This window comes from Bradyrhizobium sp. SZCCHNR1043 (assembly GCF_032489675.1).
GTDB lineage: Bacteria > Pseudomonadota > Alphaproteobacteria > Rhizobiales > Xanthobacteraceae > Bradyrhizobium.
In genome coordinates this window covers 459,301-478,916 of record NZ_JAUEYN010000001.1, presented here as the reverse complement: position 1 = coordinate 478,916, position 19,616 = coordinate 459,301, and the positions used below count along the sequence as shown (strand labels likewise).

Annotated in this window: 19 protein-coding genes; 5 read left to right on the top strand and 14 right to left on the bottom strand. The window is 65.2% G+C overall.

The window, feature by feature from the left end:
* Window positions 1-15: 15 nt before the first annotated feature.
* From QX039_RS02025 to QX039_RS01990, 8 genes are read right to left on the bottom strand one after another with little or no spacing between them, the layout of a single operon-like run.
* On the bottom strand, window positions 16-735 hold the full coding sequence (locus QX039_RS02025) for an ABC transporter ATP-binding protein (protein WP_315739317.1): 720 nt from the start codon (window positions 733-735) through the stop codon (window positions 16-18).
* The gene (locus tag QX039_RS02020) at window positions 728-1,483 is read right to left on the bottom strand and encodes an ABC transporter ATP-binding protein (protein WP_315739316.1); all 756 of its coding nucleotides are present in this window, start codon (window positions 1,481-1,483) and stop codon (window positions 728-730) included. Before QX039_RS02020 ends, QX039_RS02025 begins: the two co-directional genes overlap by 8 nt.
* On the bottom strand, window positions 1,480-2,481 hold the full coding sequence (locus QX039_RS02015; protein WP_315739315.1) for a branched-chain amino acid ABC transporter permease: 1,002 nt from the start codon (window positions 2,479-2,481) through the stop codon (window positions 1,480-1,482). Before QX039_RS02015 ends, QX039_RS02020 begins: the two co-directional genes overlap by 4 nt.
* Window positions 2,481-3,353: a branched-chain amino acid ABC transporter permease gene (locus QX039_RS02010; protein ID WP_315739313.1), complete on the bottom strand. Its 873-nt coding sequence runs from the start codon at window positions 3,351-3,353 to the stop codon at window positions 2,481-2,483. Before QX039_RS02010 ends, QX039_RS02015 begins: the two co-directional genes overlap by 1 nt.
* 10 nt (window positions 3,354-3,363) lie before the next feature.
* On the bottom strand, window positions 3,364-4,614 hold the full coding sequence (locus QX039_RS02005) for an ABC transporter substrate-binding protein (RefSeq protein ID WP_315739312.1): 1,251 nt from the start codon (window positions 4,612-4,614) through the stop codon (window positions 3,364-3,366).
* Window positions 4,615-4,638: 24 nt separating this feature from the next.
* Window positions 4,639-7,014: a xanthine dehydrogenase family protein molybdopterin-binding subunit gene (locus QX039_RS02000; protein WP_315770996.1), complete on the bottom strand. Its 2,376-nt coding sequence runs from the start codon at window positions 7,012-7,014 to the stop codon at window positions 4,639-4,641.
* Window positions 7,011-7,544, bottom strand: a complete 534-nt coding sequence (locus QX039_RS01995) for a (2Fe-2S)-binding protein (protein ID WP_315770995.1) — start codon at window positions 7,542-7,544, stop codon at window positions 7,011-7,013. The genes QX039_RS02000 and QX039_RS01995 overlap by 4 nt, the downstream gene beginning before the upstream one ends.
* Window positions 7,541-8,401, bottom strand: coding sequence for a xanthine dehydrogenase family protein subunit M (locus QX039_RS01990; protein ID WP_315771027.1), 861 nt, complete (start codon window positions 8,399-8,401; stop codon window positions 7,541-7,543). Before QX039_RS01990 ends, QX039_RS01995 begins: the two co-directional genes overlap by 4 nt.
* 262 nt (window positions 8,402-8,663) lie before the next feature.
* On the opposite strand from QX039_RS01990, the gene QX039_RS01985 reads away from it, so the two are divergent.
* Window positions 8,664-9,302 carry a TetR/AcrR family transcriptional regulator gene (locus QX039_RS01985; protein WP_315739308.1) on the top strand — a complete coding sequence of 213 codons (639 nt, stop codon included), beginning with the start codon at window positions 8,664-8,666 and terminating at the stop codon, window positions 9,300-9,302.
* A 72-nt stretch (window positions 9,303-9,374) separates the two neighbouring features.
* On the opposite strand, the gene QX039_RS01980 is transcribed toward QX039_RS01985, so the two are convergent.
* From QX039_RS01980 to QX039_RS01960, 5 genes are all read right to left on the bottom strand, one after another.
* Complete coding sequence (locus QX039_RS01980) at window positions 9,375-9,587, bottom strand: hypothetical protein (protein ID WP_315739307.1); 213 nt, start codon at window positions 9,585-9,587, stop codon at window positions 9,375-9,377.
* A 196-nt stretch (window positions 9,588-9,783) separates the two neighbouring features.
* Complete coding sequence (gene ccoG, locus QX039_RS01975) at window positions 9,784-11,229, bottom strand: cytochrome c oxidase accessory protein CcoG (protein ID WP_315770994.1); 1,446 nt, start codon at window positions 11,227-11,229, stop codon at window positions 9,784-9,786.
* A 37-nt stretch (window positions 11,230-11,266) separates the two neighbouring features.
* Window positions 11,267-11,470 carry a DUF2892 domain-containing protein gene (locus QX039_RS01970; protein ID WP_315739305.1) on the bottom strand — a complete coding sequence of 68 codons (204 nt, stop codon included), beginning with the start codon at window positions 11,468-11,470 and terminating at the stop codon, window positions 11,267-11,269.
* 61 nt (window positions 11,471-11,531) lie between these two features.
* Window positions 11,532-11,972, bottom strand: coding sequence for a thioredoxin TrxC (gene trxC / locus QX039_RS01965; protein ID WP_315739304.1), 441 nt, complete (start codon window positions 11,970-11,972; stop codon window positions 11,532-11,534).
* Window positions 11,969-13,255 (bottom strand): FAD/NAD(P)-binding oxidoreductase, encoded by a 1,287-nt coding sequence (locus QX039_RS01960; protein ID WP_315770992.1) that lies wholly within the window; start codon window positions 13,253-13,255, stop codon window positions 11,969-11,971. The genes trxC and QX039_RS01960 overlap by 4 nt, the downstream gene beginning before the upstream one ends.
* 96 nt (window positions 13,256-13,351) lie before the next feature.
* Between QX039_RS01960 and QX039_RS01955 the strand changes: the two genes are divergently transcribed.
* From QX039_RS01955 to QX039_RS01940, 4 genes are all read left to right on the top strand, one after another.
* Window positions 13,352-13,681, top strand: coding sequence for a metalloregulator ArsR/SmtB family transcription factor (locus tag QX039_RS01955; RefSeq protein WP_315739301.1), 330 nt, complete (start codon window positions 13,352-13,354; stop codon window positions 13,679-13,681).
* A gap of 124 nt (window positions 13,682-13,805) precedes the next feature.
* Entirely contained in the window at window positions 13,806-14,795 is a 990-nt protein-coding gene (locus tag QX039_RS01950) for an efflux RND transporter periplasmic adaptor subunit (RefSeq protein ID WP_315739300.1), read from the top strand.
* Entirely contained in the window at window positions 14,792-18,013 is a 3,222-nt protein-coding gene (locus QX039_RS01945; protein WP_315739299.1) for an efflux RND transporter permease subunit, read from the top strand. Before QX039_RS01950 ends, QX039_RS01945 begins: the two co-directional genes overlap by 4 nt.
* 9 nt (window positions 18,014-18,022) lie before the next feature.
* On the top strand, window positions 18,023-18,382 hold the full coding sequence (locus QX039_RS01940) for a carboxymuconolactone decarboxylase family protein (protein WP_315770990.1): 360 nt from the start codon (window positions 18,023-18,025) through the stop codon (window positions 18,380-18,382).
* Between the two features lie 7 nt (window positions 18,383-18,389).
* On the opposite strand, the gene QX039_RS01935 is transcribed toward QX039_RS01940, so the two are convergent.
* Window positions 18,390-19,604: a M20 family metallopeptidase gene (locus QX039_RS01935; RefSeq protein WP_315770988.1), complete on the bottom strand. Its 1,215-nt coding sequence runs from the start codon at window positions 19,602-19,604 to the stop codon at window positions 18,390-18,392.
* Window positions 19,605-19,616 lie beyond the last annotated feature (12 nt).

The window sequence follows — 19,616 nt, the reverse complement described above, 5'->3', positions numbered from 1 at the left end:
GCGCAGTCCGAAGCATCACACCGCGCAATAGCGGTCCTGGATATCCTTGTCGGCCAGCAGCGCCGCGGCGCTGCTCTCATGCACGACCTCGCCCTGGTCGATGATGACGGCGCGATCGGCGAGCCGCAGCGCCCATTCGACGTTCTGCTCCACCAACAGCAGCGTCTTGCCCTGGTCGCGCAGCCGCCGGAACAGCACGCCCATCTCCTCGACCAGCACCGGCATGATGCCTTCGGAGGGCTCGTCGAGCAGCACCATCCGCGGCCGCGCGATCAAGGCGCGGGCGATCGCCAGCATCTGCTGCTCGCCGCCCGACAGCGTGACGCCTTCCTGGTCCAGCCGCTCGTTCAATCGCGGAAAGGTCTCCGCAATCTCGGCGAACGCCGCGCGCTCCTCGATGTCGGCCTTGGCCGCGACGAGCCCGAGCCGCAGGTTCTCGCGAACCGACAAGCCCGGCACGATGCGGCGCTCCTCCGGCACATAAGCGAGCCCGAGATGAAAGCGCTTGTGGGCCGCAAGCGGCAGCAGATCATGGCCGGCAAAGCGCACGCGCCCCGCGGCCCGGGGCATCAGCCCCATGACGGTGCGCAACGTCGTGGTCTTGCCGGCGCCGTTGCGGCCGACCAGCGCGACCACCTCGCCCTCGTTCACGCGCAGCGAGATGCCGTGCAGGACGTGGCTGGCGCCATACCAGGCCTGAACGCCGTCGAGCTCGAGCAACGCGGTCTCAGCCATAGCCTTCACTCTGTCCCAGATAGACCCGGCGCACGTCGGGGTTGGATCGGATGTCCTCTGGCTTGCCATCGGCGAGCAACCGGCCGTGATGCAGCACCAGCACTCGCTGGCTCAGGCCCAGCACCATCTTCATCTTGTGCTCGACCAGCAGCACCGTGCGCTTCTCCGCCAGCCGCTCCAGCAGCGCCACCATCTCCTTGGTCTCTTCCGGACCCATGCCCGCCGTCGGCTCGTCCAGCAGCAGCAGCTCCGGCTCGGACACCAGCGCAATCGCGATTTCCAGCGCGCGCTGCTGGCCGTGGGCCAGATACTTCGCAAGCTCGCCGCGCCTGCCGATCAGGCCGACGGCAGAGAGCGCCGCATCAGCGCGTTCGCCGAGCTCGGCAAGATCCGCGCGCTTGCGCCAGATGTCGTAGCTCACCCGCATCGCCTGGGCGGCGACCCGGACATTCTCGTGGACCGACAGGTCGGGAAAGATGTTGGTGATCTGGTACGACCGCGAGATGCCCTGATGTACGAAGCGATGCTGTGGCAGACCGTTCAGCTCGCGGCCCTTGAAGCGCAAGGTGCCACTGCTCGGCGACAGCGTGCCCGAGAGAATGTTGAAGAAGGTGCTCTTGCCGGCCCCGTTCGGGCCGATGATCGAGGTCAGCTCGCCGGCCGCGAACGCGACGGAGATGCCTTCGAGCGCGACGAAGCCGCCGAAGCGACGGCCGATCCCGTCCGCGCGCAACAACTCGGTGCTCATCGGCGTTGCCTCGCGATCGGCAGCACATCGAGGAACGTGCCCCAGATGCCCTTGGGCAGGAACAGCACGAACACGACAAAGATGGCGCCGACCACGATCTGCCAGTGCGGCGTCCACAACGACACGACGTCCTCCAGGATCAGGAAGACCGCGGCGCCGACGAACGGCCCGAAGAAGCTGCGTGCGCCACCAAGCAGCACCATCATCACGATCATGCCGGAGGTCTGGTAGTGCAGGATGTCGAGCGGAACGATGGACAAATGCAGGGCCGACATGCAGCCGCCGACGGCGGAGATGGCGCCCGACAGCATGAACACGATCAGCTTGCAGCGCTCGACGTCGTAGCCGCACGCCCGCGCGCGCTGCTCGTTCTCCCTGATCGCCTCGATGACCGCGCCGAACGGCGAGTTGAGGATGCGCGACTGAACCCAGATCGCGATCGCCGCGAGCACCATCAGCACGTAATATTTGTTCACGGGATCGAGGAAGTTGATCTGCGCGCCGAACAGACCGATGTGGTCGACGGTGAAGCCACGCAGCCCGTTCTCGCCGCCGGTGAAGGAGGAGGCCTGCAGCGCCACGTAATAGACGAGTTGCGCCAGCGCGAGCGTGACCATGGAGAAATAGATGCCGCGGGTGCGCGTTGAGATGGTTCCGATCAATGCGGCGAGCGCCATGCTCGCCGCGATCGCCAGCGGCACTGCGGCAAACCACGGCAGGCCCCAGCGGCCGATGGCGATGCCGGTCAGATACGCGCCGGTGCCGAAGAAGGCGGCGTGGCCGAACGACAGCAGCCCGGTGTAACCGAACAGCAGATTGTAGCCCATCACCACGACACCATAGATCAGGACGTTCACGGCGAGCGCCTTCGACGGCAGCAGCCAGGGCAGCAGCGCCAGCGCGACCAGCGAGACCAGCACGCGGTGATCCGCGAGAAGCGCGAAGAGGCGCTGCGCCTGATGGAGCGGCGGTGCCTCGCCGGTCGACTGCACCGTCATCACGCTCTCCCCCTGAGGCCGAACAGGCCCTGCGGCCGGATCAGCAGGACCGCGGCCATGAGCGCGAACATCACGATCGTCGCCATCTCGGGCGCGAACAGCGCGACCATGCTGATGCAGATCCCCACCATCAGCCCCGCGACCACGGCACCCACGATCGAGCCGAGGCCGCCGATCACGGTGACGACGAAGGCTTCCGCCAGCACCAGCGTTCCCATCTCGGGATTGACGCTGCGCATGGGTCCCGCCAGCACCCCGCCGAGCGCGGCAAGGCCGACGCCGAGGCCGAAGATCGCGAGCCACACCTTGCTGATGTCGACCCCGAGCACCCGCATGATCAGGGGATCACGGGCGCCGGCCCGCACGATCAGGCCGACCCGGGTCTTCTCCAGGATCATCCAGAGCACCAGCAGCACGACGGCGACCAGCGCGATCACGAACAGACGATATTTGGGAAAGAAGCCGACGCCGAGATCGACGACGCCGATCAATTGGGACGGCGTTGGAAACGGAATGCCGTCGCTGCCGAACACGATGCGCACGCCCTCGACCAGGATGTAGCTGAGGCCGAAGGTGAGCAGCAATGGATCATCGATCGAGCGGCCATACAGACGTCGGACCAGGACGAATTCGATCAGCATGCCGAACGCGCCGACCAGAATTGGCGCGAGTAGCAAGCCCCACCAGAAGCTACCGGTCAGCGATGCCAGATACAGACCGGCATAGGCCCCGATCATGAACAGCGCCCCATGGGCGAAATTGACCACGCCGAGCATGCCGAACACGATGGTGAGGCCGAGCGCAGTGATCACCAGCACCGCCCCAAGGGCGATGCCGGAAAACAGCTGCATGATGATCAGCGAGAGGTCCATGCGATCAGGATCAAGTCGGGTGGCCGAGTTCGCTGCAGCTTCGCAGCATCTCGTCCGCCCCTGGATCGCTGGCCACGATCGCGAACAGGTCGTTCTCGTTCGCCATCGCCGACTTCTTCTTGGATTCCAGCACCAGCACCGACTGCACCGACTGGTGGTCGCATTTGCGGTAATGCTGCGGGCCCTTGGTCAGATCGTATTGCAGTCCCTCCAGCGCCGCGACGACCTTATCGGTCTCGGTGCCGCCGGCGGCCTGCATCGCCTGCAACAGCGAGCCGACGCCGGAGTAGCCATAGGCGCCGTAGTCGGTCGGGATCGCACCGCCATTGGCGGCCCGGAACGCCTTGTTGAACTCGGCCGCGGTCTTGTTCTGTGTCTCGAGACCCCAACAATAGTTGGCGCCGCCGACGACGCCCTCGAACACGTCGGGACCGACGGCGAGGCGCTGGTTGTGCAGGATCACGGGCACCACGATCTTCATCTGCTGCTTGATGCCGAAATCCACCGCCTGCTTGATGGCATTGGCCTGGTCACGACCGAAATTGCTGATGCACAGCACGTCCGGGCGCAGCGACATCAGCCGCGGCATGAAGGTCGAATAGTCGGCCGCACCGAACGGATGCAGGATCTCGCCGACGCTCTCGGCACCGATCGCGGTCTGCGCCCGCTTGAAGCCGCGCAGCATCTCATGGCCATAGGCATAGTCGGCCACGAGATGGGCGACCTTCATGCCCTTCTTGATGGTCTGGCGGGCCACCGCCGCCGTGGTCATGTGCGGGTTCAGCGCCTCGTGGAAGGTGTATTTGCTGAAATCCTTGGCTTCGTTGATGGTGTCGGACTGGCTGATCGACACGTAGATCACGCCGCGCGCCCGCGTCACCTCGTTGACGGCGAGCTGGACGGCGCTGGAGAGCGCCCCGACGATGGCGTGGACCTTGTCCTTCTCGATCAGCTCGAGCGTCCGCGTCGCCGCTTCGCCGGCATTGAGCTTGTCGTCACGCACCAGGAGCTCGACCTTGCGGCCGGCGATCCCGCCCTTGTCGTTGACCAGCTTGACCGCAAGCTCGGCGCATTTGACCTGGTCGCGGGCCTCGGCCGCGAACGGGCCGGTCAGCGGCGTCGGAAAGCCGATGCGGATGGTGTCATCGGCGGCGCGTCCCAGGCGCGGCATCGCGAGCGTGGCGACACCTGCCGACATCCCCATCAGCGCCGTACGGCGGGATATTCCTGTGCGTCGCAGCCTCGTCTCGTAGTTTGGCATGATCTCCTCCCTCATTCGTATTTCTTAGAACCGGTTGAGCGCCTTGAGCACGCGCGCAGGCGTGATGGGAATGGTGTTGATGGAGGCGCCGAAGGGCATCAGCGCATCATTGACCGCATTCAGCACACAGGCCGACGCGGCCGCGGTGCCGGCCTCGCCGCAGCCCTTTGCGCCGAGAATGGTGTCCGCCGTCGGCGTCTCGACGTGATCGATGGTAATGTCTGGCATCTCCAACGCCATCGGCACCAGATAGTCGGCCATCGACCCGTTGAGCAACTGGCCGGTCTCACCGTAACGGCACTCCTCGAACAGCGCAGCGCCAAGACCCTGCACGACACCACCGCGCAACTGCTCGTCGACCAGCATCGGGTTGATGATCCGGCCGCAATCCTCGACGACATAGTGCTTCAGCAGCCTGATGAAGCCGGTTTCGACATCGACTTCAAGGTAGCTGCCCTGAATGCCGTTGGTGAAAGCAAAGGGATAGCCCTGCGGCGCGAAATGATGGCTGACCGTCAGTTGCGCCTGAGTGCCCGGTGGCAAGGTGTCGGACCGGAAATAGGCGATGCGCGCGATCTCGGCGACCGGCAGACGCGTCTGCCCCGTCGCGACACTGACGATCTGGCCGTCGACGACGTCGAGCGCGGCGGGCTGCTCCTGCAGCACCAGCGCGGCAATCTCCAGAATGTTCGCCTTGAGCTTTCGCGCGGCCTGCAGTGCCGTCTCGCCACCGATGCCCGCGCCGCGGCAGGCCCAGGTCGCACCACCATGCGGCGTGACCTCGGTATCGCCGGTGATGATCTTGACGTGCTCCTGGGCGAGGCCGAGCTGGTCGGCGACGATCTGGCTGATGATCGCCTCGGTGCCCTGTCCCTGCTCGGTCACGGAGATCGCACAGCGCACCTCGCCCGACGGCGTCAGGCTGACGGTCGCGCCATCCTGCGAGGAGATGCGCGCGCCGCCGACGCCGTAGAACGCAGGGCTCGGGTTGGTGATCTCGACGAAGGTCGCAATGCCGATGCCGCGATAGATGCCGCGCCGATGCAGCTCGGTCTGCTCGGCGCGCAGCGCGTCGTAGTCCATGATCTCGCGCAGCCGCCGCAGGCAGACCTCGTGCGACAGCGCCTCGAACCTGTAGCCGCTCGGCGAGGCCGTCGGATAGGCATTGTCGGCGATCACATTCCTGGCGCGCATGGAAAACGGGTCGATCCCGACGCGGCTTGCGGCGAGATCCACCATGCGCTCGGTGACCGCGCAGGCGATGGGATGTCCGACCGCGCGATACTGGCTGGTCTGCACCTTGTTCTGGAACACGACCTCGAGCGCGGCACGATAGGACTTGAAGTCATACGGCGCACCGATCAGGCGGATGACCTGATTGCCTTCGACGACGCTGGTGCGCGGATAGGTCGAGAACGCGCCGATCGCCGTGGCATCGTGGACGTCCATGGCAAGGATCTTGCCCTCGGCGTCGACGGCCATGCGCGCGCGGACATGGTGATCGCGGGCATGAATATCCGACACGAAGGACTCGATGCGGTCGGCGACGTATTTGACCGGGCGCCCAAGTAGGATCGACAGCCCGACAACCGCCATGTCCTCGTGGTAGACATGCAGCTTCATGCCGAACGAGCCGCCGATATCGGGCGCGATCACGCGCACGCCGGCTTCCGGGATGCCGTAGTGGCGAGCGTACAGATCCTGGAACTGGTAGGGCGTCTGCGTGGCGTGGTGCACCGTCAGCGCGCCGCTCTCGGGATCATAATCCGCGACGATGGCCCGCGGCTCCAGCGTGACCGGGGTATGACGGCCGAAGCTGAATTCTTCCTCGATCACATGCGCGGCCGACGCGAAGGCCTCATCGACGCCGCCGCTGTCGAGCTGCGTGCGGAAACAGATGTTGGACGCCGCAACCGGATTGACCAGCGGCATCCCCGGCCGGCGCGCGGCGTCGAGATCGACCACCGCCGGCAGCTCCTCGTAGTCGACCGAGATCAGCTCCAGCGCATCCTCCGCGATCGCCCTGCTCTCGGCGACGACGGCAATCACGGCCTGTCCGGCCCAGACGACGCGATCCACCGGCAACGGCAGCTGCGGCTCGGACGTCATGCCCTTGAAATGATCGAGCGTCCCGGTCCAAGGCGTGCAGATCTTCGCAAGATCAGCGCCGGTCGCGACCAGATGCATGCCCGAAAGCGCCCGCGCTGCATCGACCTCGATGCGGATGATCCGTGCATGAGCATACGGGCTGCGCAGGAAGGCTGCGTACAGCATGCGAGGCAGGCGAATGTCGGTCACGTAGCGCCCGCGTCCGGCGAGCAGCCGCTTCGCATTCGGTCGCGGCACGGAGCGGCCGATATAGGAATTCGGACGGTCCAGCGAGGTCAGCGGCGCGCTCATCGCGACGAGCCCTCCGCGTCCTGCGATGCCGTTGCCGACCGCGCCGCAGCCACCGCGGCGATGGCGTCAACGATCGCTTCATATCCGGTGCAGCGGCAGAAATTGCCCGAGAGCGCGTCGCGGATGGTCTTGCGACTCGGCCGTGCAGCACGGGTCAGCAGCTCATGAGCGGTGATCAGCATGCCCGGCGTGCAGAACCCGCATTGCAGCGCATTGCGCCGATGAAACTCGGCCTGCAGGTCGGCGATCACGCCGCTCTCCGAGAGCCCCTCGATCGTATCGATCCGCGCGCCATCGGCCTGCACGGCAAACATCAGGCAGCCATGCACAGCAGCGCCGTCGAGCTGAACCAGACAGGCGCCGCAGGCGCCCATTTCGCAACCGGCATGCGTGCCGGTCAATTCGAGCTGCTGGCGAAGACAATCCACCAGCGTGTCGCGAGGCGCGACGTCACAAGCCACCTTGCGGCCGTTGACGATGAGGCGAATGCGGACCTGCTCGTCGGCCTCGATGTCGACCAGCGCGCTCATGCGGCATCTCCGATCCGTCCCAGCAGCCGGCCGAGCAGAACGCGTGCGAGATGCAGGCGCATCGCCGCCGGAACATCGTCGCTGTCAGCAGGCGCGAGATCGTCATCAAGCGCAGCCTGGGCAGCCGCAATCCGTCCGGCATCGATCCGGCCGCCCGTCAGCGCTTCCTCCGCATGTCTCGCACGGGTCGGGACATTGCCGACCGAGAAGAACGCAATGCGGATGCGCTCGATCAGATCGCTCTGACAGGTCGCGAGCAGGCCGCAACCGACCAATGCATAGTCGCCGCGCCGGCGGGCCAGCTCATCGAACGCAATGCGCTGGCCGGCTTTGAAGAGAGGAACATGAACTGCGACGAGGATCTCGCCAGACGCGATCGCCGTCTCAAAAAGGTCGGTGAAGAAGTCATCGGCTTTGACGCGGCGCCGGCCGGACGTGCCGGCAATCTCGATCTCGGCGTCGAGCGCCAGCACCATCGCCGGAAATTCGGAGGCCGGGTCGGCCAGCGCGACACTGCCGCCCAAGGTCCCGCGATTGCGGATGGCAGGGTGCGCAACAAACGGCGCTGCGGCGCGCAACAGCGGCGCAAACTCGGCGATCAGCGGATCGGTCAGCATCTCGCAGTGCCGGGTCAAGGCGCCGATCCGCAACCACTCGCCGTCCCGCGTGACGCCGCGCAGCTCTGCAATGTGATTGATATCGATCAGAATACGCGGCGCCTGAAGACGCAACGCCAGCGCCGGAACCAGACTCTGGCCACCGGCAATGAAGCGTGCATCGTCGCCGGCGCCCGCATGAGCTTCGAGCGCCTCGCCGATCGTGTGTGCACGAAAATAGCTGAAAGCCCTCGCTTTCATCCGTTCCTCGCCGCCAGGGCTCGCCAGCCCGGAGTCCCAGATTTGTGACCATCTGGTCTTAAAAGAGTTGCACGCGGCGGCAGCGCGGTCAACCAGAAACGAACGATTGGTCACAAATCTGCTTTCGGGTATCAAGCAGGCTGTCGCCGCAATCGATGAGACCATGGCTAAGACCTCGAAGACAGCGAACGCTGAGACAAACGGCCGCGTTGGTGGAGGCCAGCGGAGAACCGACGGCCGCCCTCGCGCGAGGCGCCGCAACATGCGCGCCGCCGACCGCGAGCGCGTGATCGTGGATGAAGCCATCCGCTTTTTCGCCGAGCGCGGCTTCGAAGGCCAGACGCGGGAACTCGCGAAGCGCATGGGTATCGCGCATTCGGTGATCTACCGGCACTTCCCCAGCAAGGAAGCCCTCATCGAGCGCGTCTATCAGGAGGTCTATCTGAGCCGCTGGTCGCAGGATTGGGGCCCGCTGATCCGCGATCGCAGCCATCCGCTGAAGGCACGGCTAACCGGCTTCTATCTCGACTATGTGGCGCGCGTGTTCGAATATAATTGGGTGCGGATCTTCGTGTTCTCGGGCATGAAGTCGTTCGGCATCACCGGTCGCTATCTCGACCTCGTCCGACGCGAGATCATCGAGCCTGCCGCGATCGAGCTGCGGCATGAATTGCAGCTCCCAGACGCCGCCACCTGCCCTCTCGGCAGCCGCGAGACGGAGATGTTCTGGGGACTGCACGGACGCATCTTCTATCTCGCGATCCGAAAGTTCATCTACGAGACACCCGTTCCATCCGACCTCGAGCAAACCGTGCGTGATGCGATCGACCTCTTCATGGACGGCGCCAGACTGGCGCTCCCGCGGCTCGTGCACGACGATCAGGCCGGAACAGCACGATGATCCGGCCCGTCGTCGGCGGCGATCTTGAGCAGGCTCTCCGAGGATACTGCACATGCCTGCCGGCTGCGGCCCTCACGCCGTTCGGCTACGCCCACCATTGCGGCTGATCTTCGCGGCGACGAGATAGGATAGCGGCATGGCGACGACGAATCCGACCAACGCCGCCAACGGCAGGTCCTTCATCGGGCTCGCAACCAGCCCCTGCACCGTCAACAATGCCGTAACCGCACTGCCTGCAAGCACGGTGCCCAGCATGACCCAGATGAGAATTGCGACCTTGAACATCTGTCTTTCTCCGCCAGTAGGAAAGCTTTCGATCCCTTGACGCGAGAATGCTCTGCTTGCGACTTCGAGCCGGCATTGATTTGGAACAACCGGACTCAGCAATCGAGGGAGGAGCGACTGCTCCTCCCTCGATCAGTCCCGATAAGCCCACGGAATGCCGCGGACGCCTCATGATCGGCGATAGAACGACACTGCTCTATCGTGTCGCTGGAACGAAGTGATCTCGCTTGCTGACCGAAGTACCAGTCGCCGGATCCGTGATCTTGATCTCGATGTCCACCGGCGCGGAGGGAAGGTCGGCTCCCTTGGCCTCGATCGACATGCGGATCTCGCGGGTCTGGTCCTGGCCGACATCGATCACCATGCGACCGTCCTGCTCGCGCGTCTCGCCGGCCACCGTCACCTTGGCGTTCGGAAGCCCCACGACGTCCAGCACGAAGTCGCGCGCGCCGCGCTTGTTGAGCAGACGGACTGTGTAGTCGTTACGGACGCCGCCATCCGACAACTGCACGAACAGCGGGTTACGTTCATGCAGCACGTTGATGCCCATCGTGCCGCGCGTCGCCAGCGAGTACAGCATGATCCCGCCGACGATCGCGATGAAGCTCGCATAGATGACCGTGCGCGGCCGGATGATCCGGTAGATCTCGGGCTTGCCTTCCTTGCGGCGCTGCACGTTGATGTCGGTGTCGTAACCAATCAGGCCGGTCGGACGGCCGATCTGGGTCATCACGCTGTCGCAGGCGTCGATGCAAAGGCTGCACTGGATGCAGCCGAGCTGGATGCCGTGGCGGATGTCGACGCCGGTCGGGCAGACGTTGACGCATTGGTGGCAGTCGATGCAGTCGCCGGCGGGAGCGCCCTGCAGCCGTGCGGCTTCCGCCTTCTTGACCGACATGCGCGGCTCGCCGCGGTCGCCCTTGTAGGTGACGTTGAGCGCCCATTCGTCGGTCAGCGCGGCCTGGATGCGCGGCCACGGGCACATGTAGATGCAGACCTGCTCGCGGGCGTGGCCGGCGAACACGTAGGTCGTCGCCGTCAGGATGCCGATCCAGAGATAGGCGATGAACGGCGCCTGGAAGGTGGCCAGATCCTTCACCAGCGTAGGCGCATCGTCGAAATACAGCACCCAGGCGCCGCCGGTCCACCAGCCGATCATGATCCAGAGGAAGTGCTTGAGCGCGGCCTGGCGAATATGGGTGAAGGTCCAGCCGCGCTTGTCGCTGAGGATGCGCTCACGGCGATCGCCCTCCACCCAGCGTTCGACGGCGTAGAACAGGTCGGTCCATACCGTCTGCGGACAGAGGTAGCCGCACCACAGCCGGCCGGCCACTGCATTCATCAGGAACAGGGCGACCGCCGCGATGATCAACAGCCCCGTGAAGTAGTAGACCTCCTGCGGCCACAACTCGATGAAGAAGAAGTAGAACCGGCGATGCGGGAAGTCGACCAGCACCGCCTGGTTCGGCATGCCGGGACCGCGATCCCAGCGGACGAAGGGCAGCAGGTAGTAGATGCCGAGCGTGATGCACAGGATCGTCCACTTGATGCGCCGGAAGCGGCCGTGCACGGCCGCCGGATAGACCTTTTCGCGCGCCTTGTAGAGCGGCCCGACGATGTAGGTTTCGTCCGAGTCAGCCATGATATCCTCGCTTCATCTTGCCGTCCTTCCGACCGATTCAGGAGAACGCGTTGCCGCTCTTGAGCCCCAGCTTCTTGAAGACGATCGCTGCCGGACAGAAGCCCGTGAACGAGGCCTGGATCATGTTCACGCCAGCAAAGGCCGCCAGCAAGAACCAATAGGGACTGACGTACCAGCCCAGGGCCAGACTGAGCAGGACGACGATCCCTGCGAAGGTGAGAACTGCTTTGTCGACGTTCATGACATACTCCCTCATGGTTGCATTTGAGCGTAATCAAGCAAGTGCCGGTCCGGCCGTACGGCTATTGCCGCAGGCCGGACAGTGTCCAGGCGACGATTCGTTGCGAGTCCATCGCACCCGAAATCCGCGCCAGCTCCCGACCCTGCTGCAGCAGCAGCATGGTCGGAATTCCGGAGATGCCGAGCCGTGCCGAAACTTCCGGCGCCTCGTCCGAGTTCAGCTTAAGGAGTTGCACACGCGGCTCCAGCTCCTGGGCCGCACGTGCGAACATTGGCGCCATCGCACGGCATGGGCCGCACCACGGCGCCCAGACGTCGACGAGCAGCGGCAAACTGCTATGCGCGACATGACGCTCGAACGCGGGCTGGTCGACCTCGATCGGATGGCCGCTGAACAGCGGCGTATGACACTTGCCGCATTTCCCCTGCGCCGGCGCCCGGTCCGCGGGCAGACGGTTGATCTGCCCGCAATGGCCGCACACGATCTGCAAGCCGTTGCTCATGTCCCGGTCCTGACTTCCTTGATCTTGGCGATGTTGAGCCGGTCGAGCAGGAACTTCTCGTAGAACGGCTCGGGCGTCCCGCGCCTCATCTTGCGCAGGAAGTACTTCTCGAAGGCGACCTTGGCGTAGTGCACCCACTCCCCCTTCGACGACCAGTTGACGTTGCGCGGCGGGATCTGCGGCTGAGCCAGGAAGGCGACGCCGGAATCGCCGAAATCGGCAAGACAGATCGCGTTCCAGGTCGGCTCGGCTTTTGGCTCCTCGCCGCGCAGCAGCGCCCCGATGTTCAAGGCCGTCGCCGTCACCATCGATTCGATCATGAAACCCGTCTTGGGCACCCCGACCGGCACCGGCGTCGGCCCGATCGGCGGGATCGCAACGCAGACGCCGATGGCAAACACGTTGGGGAAGGTCGGATTGCGCTGATGCTTGTCGACGACGACGAAGCCGCGCGGATTGGTCAGCTTGTCGATGCCTCTGACGGCGCCGACGCCGCGGAATGCCGGCAGCATCATCGAATAGGCGAACGGCAGCTCATGCGTCTTGCGGACGGAGCCGTCGTCGGCGATCTCCTCCACGAACATGCGGCCGTCCTCGACCTTGGTGACGCGCGCGCTGGTGATCCACTTGATGTGCTTCTCGCGCATCTCGCTCTCCAGCAAGCCTTTGGTGTCACCGACACCGTCGAGGCCGAGATGACCGATATAGGGTTCGGATGTCACGAAGGTCATCGGCACCTGGTCGCGCAGCTTGCGGCGGCGCAGCTCGGTCTCCAGGATGAACAGGAATTCGTAGGCCGGTCCGAAGCAGGACGCGCCCTGCACCGCGCCGACGATCACCGGGCCAGGCTTCTCGGCCAGCCTGTCGAATGCCGCCTTGGCATGGGCGGCGTGGTCGACATGGCACACGGACTGCGTATGTCCATCCGGTCCGAGCCCTGGAATCTCATCGAAGGCGAGTTCGGGACCGGTCGCGACGACGAGATAGTCGTAAGCCACCATGGCGCCGTCCGTGAGCTCGACCTGGTTCTCGGCGGCGTGCACCCTCTTGGCGCCCTGCGTCAACAGCCGGATGCCCTTGCGCTGCATGACGTCGACCAGATCGATCTCGATCTCGTCGCGCTTGCGCCAACCGACGGCGACCCACGGGTTGGACGGCACGAAATGATAGGAGGACCCCTGCGAGATGACGGTCACGCGATCCTCCTTTCTCAGCTGGGGCAACAATTCATAAGCCATCAGGGAGCCGCTCAGCCCCGCTCCGATCACGACAACATCCGCCATTGGGTCCTCCATCGCCTTGCTTCGTTATTGTTTCGCCAGCAGCGACCTTACGAGCTGGCCTTGACTATATATTCGAATATCTGTATATACGCAACTATGAAATTTAATGCTGACATCATGGAAGCGGCGGCCGACCAGGCCAGTGACCTCTTGAAGGCGCTGTCGAACCGGCACCGGCTCCTGATCATCTGCCAGCTGGTCGACAACGAACGGTCTGTCGGCGAGCTTGCTGCATTCCTCGGCCTGCGTGACTCGACCGTCTCGCAGCACCTCGCACTGCTGCGCAAGGACGGCCTGGTCACAGCGCGGCGCGAGGGGCAGACGATCTACTATTCGATCACCAGCGAGCCGGCTCGCGAGGTCCTGAAGACCCTCTATCAGGTCTATTGCGCAACGCGGCCGCCGAAACCTGCGCCGAGACTATGACGGCGCGATCCCGCCGACTTGACTAGCATCAAGTGGGAACCCGCATCCCGGTGGGATGTCTGTACCGCCCACGGATGTTTCGCTTTACCCGATTTAGGTCAATAGAAGAGACAGGAATAGGCTGATGCGCAGATTATCGGTCCTGAGCTTGGTCGCCGCGATGGCGTGGCAGGCGGCGCCGGCCCTTGCGGAGACGCTGACGGTGGCGCCACGGCAGGTCGCCGACGAGAAGGCGGTGTTCGCGACGGTGGAGAGCATCAGCGTGGTCCCTGCCCGCGGCCGCATCGGCGGCACCATCGTGCAGCTTTCGGTGCGCGAAGGCGACCCGGTCAAGCGCGGCCAGCCCATCGCCTTGATCGGCGATGAAAAGCTGGCCCTGCAGATCAAATCGCTCGACGCCCAGATCGAAGCGCTGCAGGCGCAAGCCAACCAGGCGCAGATCGACTTCACGCGCACCGAGGGCCTCGTCGAGCGCGGCACCCTGCCCCGCATCAAGCTCGACGAGACGCGCACGGCGCTCAACGTCGCCGAGAACGGGCTGCGGGCCAAGACCGCCGAGCGTGCCGTGGTCAACCAGCAGATGAGCGAAGGCCAAGTGCTGGCGCCCGACGACGGCCGCGTGCTGAAAAAGCTCGTTGCCGTCGGATCGGTCGTTCTGCCGGGCGATCCCGTGGTGACCGTGGCGCAGCAGAACTTCAAGCTGCGACTGCGCGTGCCCGAGCGGCACGCTCTCTTTCTCAAGGCGGGCGACAGGGTGCGGGTCGACGGCGCCGAGTTCGGTGACAGCGCCGACAAATGGGGTGTGATCGACCTGGTCTATCCGCAGATCGAGGAAGGCCGTGTCGTGGCCGACGCGATCGTCTCCGGTCTCGGCCAGTATTTCGTCGGCGACCGGCTCCGGGTCTGGATCTCCGGCGGCCAACGCGATGCCTACGTGATCCCGCAGCGCTACGTCACAACACGGTTCGGCATCGATTATGTCCAGTTGCAGCAAGGGACGCAGAAGGTGAGCGTTCCGGTGCAGCGCGGCCGCGCTCTGCCGAGCGCCGATCTCCCCGATGGACTTGAAATCCTGTCCGGCCTGCGCGCTGGCGACCAGTTGGTGCAGCCGTGAAACTCGGACTCTCAGGCAAGCTTACCCAGGCGACCATCGCCTCGCCGCTGACGCCGCTGTTTCTGCTCGCGGCGCTCGTGGTCGGCCTCATCGCCGTCGTCGTGATCCCGCGCGAGGAAGAGCCGCAGATCAGCGTGCCGATGGTCGACATCCGCGTCAACGCCGACGGCCTGCGTGCGCCTGACGGCGTCGAGCTCGTGACCAAGCCGCTGGAGACCATCGTCAAGGCGATCGATGGCGTCGAACACGTCTACAGCCAGACCGAGGACGACCGTGTCATGGTCACCGCGCGGTTCCTGGTGGGGACCAAGTTCGAGGACGCGATCCTGCGCGTCCACGAGAAGCTACGCGCCAACCTCGACCGCATCCCCGTCGGCATTCCCGAGCCGCTGATCGTCGGCCGCGGCATCAACGACGTCGCCGTCACCGTGCTGACGCTGTCGCCGAAGCCGGAAGCCGCCGGGCGCTGGTCGGACAAGGACCTCTACGAGCTCGCCGACAAGCTGCGTGCGGAGCTGACCAAGGTCGACAATATCGGCCTGACCTATATCTCCGGCGGCGGCGCCCAGCAGATCCGGGTCGAGCCCGATCCGGAAAAGCTGTCGCTGTTCGGCGTGACTCTGCAGCAGCTCGTCGCCAAGGTGAAGGACGCGAACCGCTCGTTCCTGGCCGGAGACGTTCGCGACGGCGGTGTCGTGCGCAACGTCGCCGCGGGCCAGACGCTCACGGGCATCCCGGACATCGGCCTGCTGCTGATCTCGACGCGCGACGGCCGTCCCGTCTATGTGCGCGACGTCGCCACCGTCGTCATCGGCCCCAACCTCGCAGAGCATCGCGTCTGGGATGACGCCCGCACCGACAAGGGCGACTGGCACCGGGTGCCGGCGGTGAGCCTCGCGCTCGCCAAGCGCGCCGGCGCCAATGCCGTGGTGGTGTCTCACGACATCGCGCAGCGCCTCGAAGGGCTGAAGGCCAGTCTCATTCCGAGCGACGTCGCAGTCACGGTGACGCGCGACTACGGCGAGACCGCCAACGAGAAGGCCAACGAGCTGCTGTTCCATCTCGGCCTCGCCACGATCTCGATCGTCGTGCTGATTGCGGTCGCCATTGGCTGGCGCGAAGCCCTCGTCACCTTCGTGGTGATTCCGACCACGATCCTGCTGACGATGTTCGCCGCCAATCTGATGGGCTACACGATCAACCGGGTCAGCCTGTTTGCCCTGATCTTCTCGATCGGCATCCTGGTCGACGACGCCATCGTCGTGGTCGAGAATATCGCGCGCCATTGGGGCATGCATGACGGCCGGCCGCGCCTGCAGGCCACCATCGAGGCGGTCGCCGAAGTCGGCAACCCCACCGTTGTCGCGACCTTGACCGTGGTCGCCGCCCTGCTGCCGATGCTGTTCGTGTCGGGACTGATGGGCCCCTACATGGCGCCGATCCCGGCCAACGCCTCGGCGGCGATGCTGTTCTCGTTCTTCGTCGCCATGGTGGTGGCGCCGTGGCTGATGCTGCGGCTGGCTCCGAGGTCGACCAGCGCCTCGGCAGGCTCTCATGACGCGCATGGCGAAGGCCGTCTCGGACGCATCTACCGAAGCGTCGCGCGCCCGATCGTCGCCAGCAAGCGCTCCGCCTGGATCTTCCTGCTCGGCGTCGGTATCGCCACCTTGCTGTCGATGACCCTGTTCGCCACCAAGTCCGTCACCGTCAAGCTGCTGCCGTTCGACAACAAGTCGGAGATCGCCGTGATGGTCGATCTGCCCGAAGGCGCGAGCCTGGAGGATACCGAGCGCACGCTGTTCGCGGCCGCCGACATCGCGCATGGGCTGCCGGAGATCACGACCGTGCAGAGCTATGCCGGCACGGCGGCGCCGTTCAACTTCAACGGTCTCGTGAGGCACTATTATCTGCGGGAGCGGCCCGAGCTCGGCGAGCTCCAGGTCAATCTCGCCGCGCGCGGCGACCGCAAGCGCGCGAGCCACGACATCGCGCTCGAGCTGCGCCAGCGGCTGAAGAGCATCCCTGTGCCGGCCGGCACCAGCATCAAGGTGGTCGAAGTGCCGCCCGGGCCTCCGGTGCTCGCCACCCTGCTGGCGGAGATCTACGGTCCGGACGCGGCGACCCGGCGCGCCGTCACCACCGAACTCAAGAAGGTCTTCGCCGACCTTCCCTTCATCGTCGACATCGACGATTCCATCGGTCAGCGACGACCGCGGCTGCGACTGTCGATCGACCAGGACAGTCTCGAGTTCTTCGGTGTCGAGCAGCGCGACGTCTACGACACGATCCAGACGCTGTTCGGCGGCGTCTCGGTCGGCTACTCGCATCGCGGCGAAGACCGCAATCCGATCGAGATCGCCGTGCGTCTGCCGAAGCACGACAAGAGCTGGAGCCAGGCCCTGGCATCGACGCCGGTGCCCGCCAACACGGTGCCTGGCAGCAAGACCGTCGTCGAACTCGGCCAGGTCGTGAAGGCCACCATGGAAGAGGGGTCGCCGACGATCTTCCGCCGTGACGGCCGCTTTGCCGACATGGTGATGGCCGAACTCGCCGGCCGCTTCGAGGCTCCGCTCTACGGCATGCTCGCGGTCGCCGACCGGATCGACGCCCATGACTGGGGCAAGCTGCCGAAGCCCGTGATCGGCTTCCACGGCCAGCCCAAGGACGAGTCCCGTCCGACGCTGCTGTGGGATGGCGAATGGGAGATCACCTACGTGACCTTCCGCGACATGGGCGCCGCATTCGGCGCCGCCATCCTCGGCATCTACGTTCTGGTCGTGGCGCAGTTCAAGAGCTTCCGGCTGCCGCTGGTGATCCTGACGCCGATCCCGCTGACCCTGATCGGCATCCTGCTCGGCCACTGGTTACTGGGCGCGCCGTTCACGGCGACGTCGATGATCGGCTTCATCGCGCTGGCCGGCATCATCGTCCGCAACTCGATCCTGCTGGTCGACTTCATCCGGCACAGCGGCGGCGAGGGCAAGACGTTGCGCGACGTCGTGCTGGAGGCCGGCGCCGTGCGCTTCAAGCCGATCCTGCTGACGGCGCTCGCGGCGATGATCGGTGCGGCGACGATCCTGCTCGACCCGATCTTCCAGGGGCTGGCGATCTCGCTGCTGTTCGGCCTGGCCTCATCCACCCTGCTCACCGTGCTCGTGATCCCCGCGATCTACATCGCGCTGCGCGAGCCCGGCAAACCCACCACGAAGATGTCCTAGGAGATGATGATGGACAAGAACTACCCCGAGCTCTGCAAGGACATTTCCGGCAATCTGCGAACGCTGCGCAAGGACATCCCTGACGTCATGCACGGCTTCTCTGCACTGGCTCAGGCCGCGAGTCGCGACGGCGCCCTCGACAAGAAGACCAAGGAGCTGATCGCGCTGGCGATCGGCGTTGCCGTCCGCTGCGACGGCTGCATCGGCTTCCATGCCGACGCGCTGGTGCGTCTCGGCGCGACCCGCCAGGAGGTCGAGGAAACGCTCGGCATGGCCATCTACATGGGCGGCGGACCGTCGCTCATGTATGCCGCCGATGCGATCGCGGCCTTCGAACAGTTCCAGGAACAAGCGACAGCCGCCGCCTGACGCGGCATCAGCCGCAGATGTCGAGAATCGCCAGCATGTAGATGCGGATCATGTCGAGATAGTCGGGAATGTCGACGCGCTCGTCAGGCATCGTGTTGTAGCGGCCGCCCGGTCCGCAGACGATGCCCTCCATGCCGCCATAGGTATAAAGATGGCCGGCATCGGTGCCATAGAAGCAGCTGGGCGCCACCGGGCCCGTCGGCTGGGCGGCGCCGCGCACGACGCGATAGGCATTGTTGACGGCACGGACGATCGCGCTCTCGGGCGCGACCTCGAACGGCGGCATGGTCGGTACGCCGGCGCGATCCTCCGACATCAAATGAGCCTTCAGGCCGGGAAAACGCGCCTCCAGCGCATCGAGCTCGCGCCGCATGTCCGCCAATGCGCCCTGCTCGGTCTGGCCCGGCGCGTAGCGGCCGGAGCCCTTGATACGGACGAAATCCGCGACCTGCGGCGTCCGCCACTCGTGCAACTCGCGACCGAGCGCGCCGTGCACGACGCCGACATGAACGCGGTTGATGGCCTCATGTGCCGGCGAACGCGCGCCGGAGAATCGCATCGCATTGAGACGCGGAATGAGATCGCAGGCGGCAGTGATGGCGTCAACCGCCTCCTCCCGCTTCGACAGATGCCGCGTGTTGCCGACGAGCTCGATGATGAACATGAATGCCGCGGCATGCATCGTCATCGCCTTGAGGTCGGTTGGCTCAGAATTGATGAAATAGTCCGCGCGCAGCCCTTGCTCCAGCAACGAGTAGGTGCCGACTCCGCCCTGCAGCTCGCCGACCACATAGCTCAGGATGACGTCGCCCCTCAGCTTGACGCCGGCCTCGATCAGCGTCTTGACCGCGCAGAAATAGGCGGCGTCGCCGGCCTTCATGTTCGACACGCCGATTCCGTAGACGAAGTCGTCGTCCACCTTCCCCGCCCAGGGGTCGACGGTCCAGCCTTCCGTCACCGGATTGGTATCGACATGGCCGTTGAACAGCAGACTCTTGCCGCCGCCGGTGCCGTTCCAGCGGCCGACGGCGTTGACGCGGCCTTCGGCACCGAACGGCGCGACGGCCGCATCCAGGCCGATCTCGCTCATCTGCTCGGCCATGAACGTCGCGAGCTGCCTCTCGCCTTCGGTCCTCGAATAGCTCTTATGCTGTACCATGCGCGACAGCAGCGCGAGCGACTCCGGGACGGAGATACGGGCGAGCAATTCGTTGCGATCCATGGGGGCAATCCT

Bases quoted from the DNA above. Each gene is read 5' to 3' on its own strand.
- QX039_RS02025 (WP_315739317.1), bottom strand. From the start codon at position 735: ATGGCTGAGACCGCGTTGCTCGAGCTCGACGGCGTTCAGGCCTGGTAT.
- QX039_RS01950 (WP_315739300.1), top strand. From the start codon at position 13,806: ATGCGCAGATTATCGGTCCTGAGCTTGGTCGCCGCGATGGCGTGGCAG.
- QX039_RS01995 (WP_315770995.1), bottom strand. From the start codon at position 7,544: ATGAGCGCGCTGGTCGACATCGAGGCCGACGAGCAGGTCCGCATTCGC.
- trxC (WP_315739304.1), bottom strand. From the start codon at position 11,972: ATGAGCAACGGCTTGCAGATCGTGTGCGGCCATTGCGGGCAGATCAAC.
- QX039_RS02015 (WP_315739315.1), bottom strand. From the start codon at position 2,481: ATGACGGTGCAGTCGACCGGCGAGGCACCGCCGCTCCATCAGGCGCAG.
- QX039_RS01955 (WP_315739301.1), top strand. From the start codon at position 13,352: ATGAAATTTAATGCTGACATCATGGAAGCGGCGGCCGACCAGGCCAGT.
- QX039_RS01935 (WP_315770988.1), bottom strand. From the start codon at position 19,604: ATGGATCGCAACGAATTGCTCGCCCGTATCTCCGTCCCGGAGTCGCTC.
- QX039_RS01980 (WP_315739307.1), bottom strand. From the start codon at position 9,587: ATGTTCAAGGTCGCAATTCTCATCTGGGTCATGCTGGGCACCGTGCTT.
- QX039_RS01990 (WP_315771027.1), bottom strand. From the start codon at position 8,401: ATGAAAGCGAGGGCTTTCAGCTATTTTCGTGCACACACGATCGGCGAG.
- QX039_RS01985 (WP_315739308.1), top strand. From the start codon at position 8,664: ATGCGCGCCGCCGACCGCGAGCGCGTGATCGTGGATGAAGCCATCCGC.
- QX039_RS02000 (WP_315770996.1), bottom strand. From the start codon at position 7,014: ATGAGCGCGCCGCTGACCTCGCTGGACCGTCCGAATTCCTATATCGGC.
- QX039_RS01970 (WP_315739305.1), bottom strand. From the start codon at position 11,470: ATGAACGTCGACAAAGCAGTTCTCACCTTCGCAGGGATCGTCGTCCTG.
- QX039_RS02010 (WP_315739313.1), bottom strand. From the start codon at position 3,353: ATGGACCTCTCGCTGATCATCATGCAGCTGTTTTCCGGCATCGCCCTT.
- QX039_RS02020 (WP_315739316.1), bottom strand. From the start codon at position 1,483: ATGAGCACCGAGTTGTTGCGCGCGGACGGGATCGGCCGTCGCTTCGGC.
- QX039_RS02005 (WP_315739312.1), bottom strand. From the start codon at position 4,614: ATGCCAAACTACGAGACGAGGCTGCGACGCACAGGAATATCCCGCCGT.
- ccoG (WP_315770994.1), bottom strand. From the start codon at position 11,229: ATGGCTGACTCGGACGAAACCTACATCGTCGGGCCGCTCTACAAGGCG.
- QX039_RS01960 (WP_315770992.1), bottom strand. From the start codon at position 13,255: ATGGCGGATGTTGTCGTGATCGGAGCGGGGCTGAGCGGCTCCCTGATG.
- QX039_RS01940 (WP_315770990.1), top strand. From the start codon at position 18,023: ATGGACAAGAACTACCCCGAGCTCTGCAAGGACATTTCCGGCAATCTG.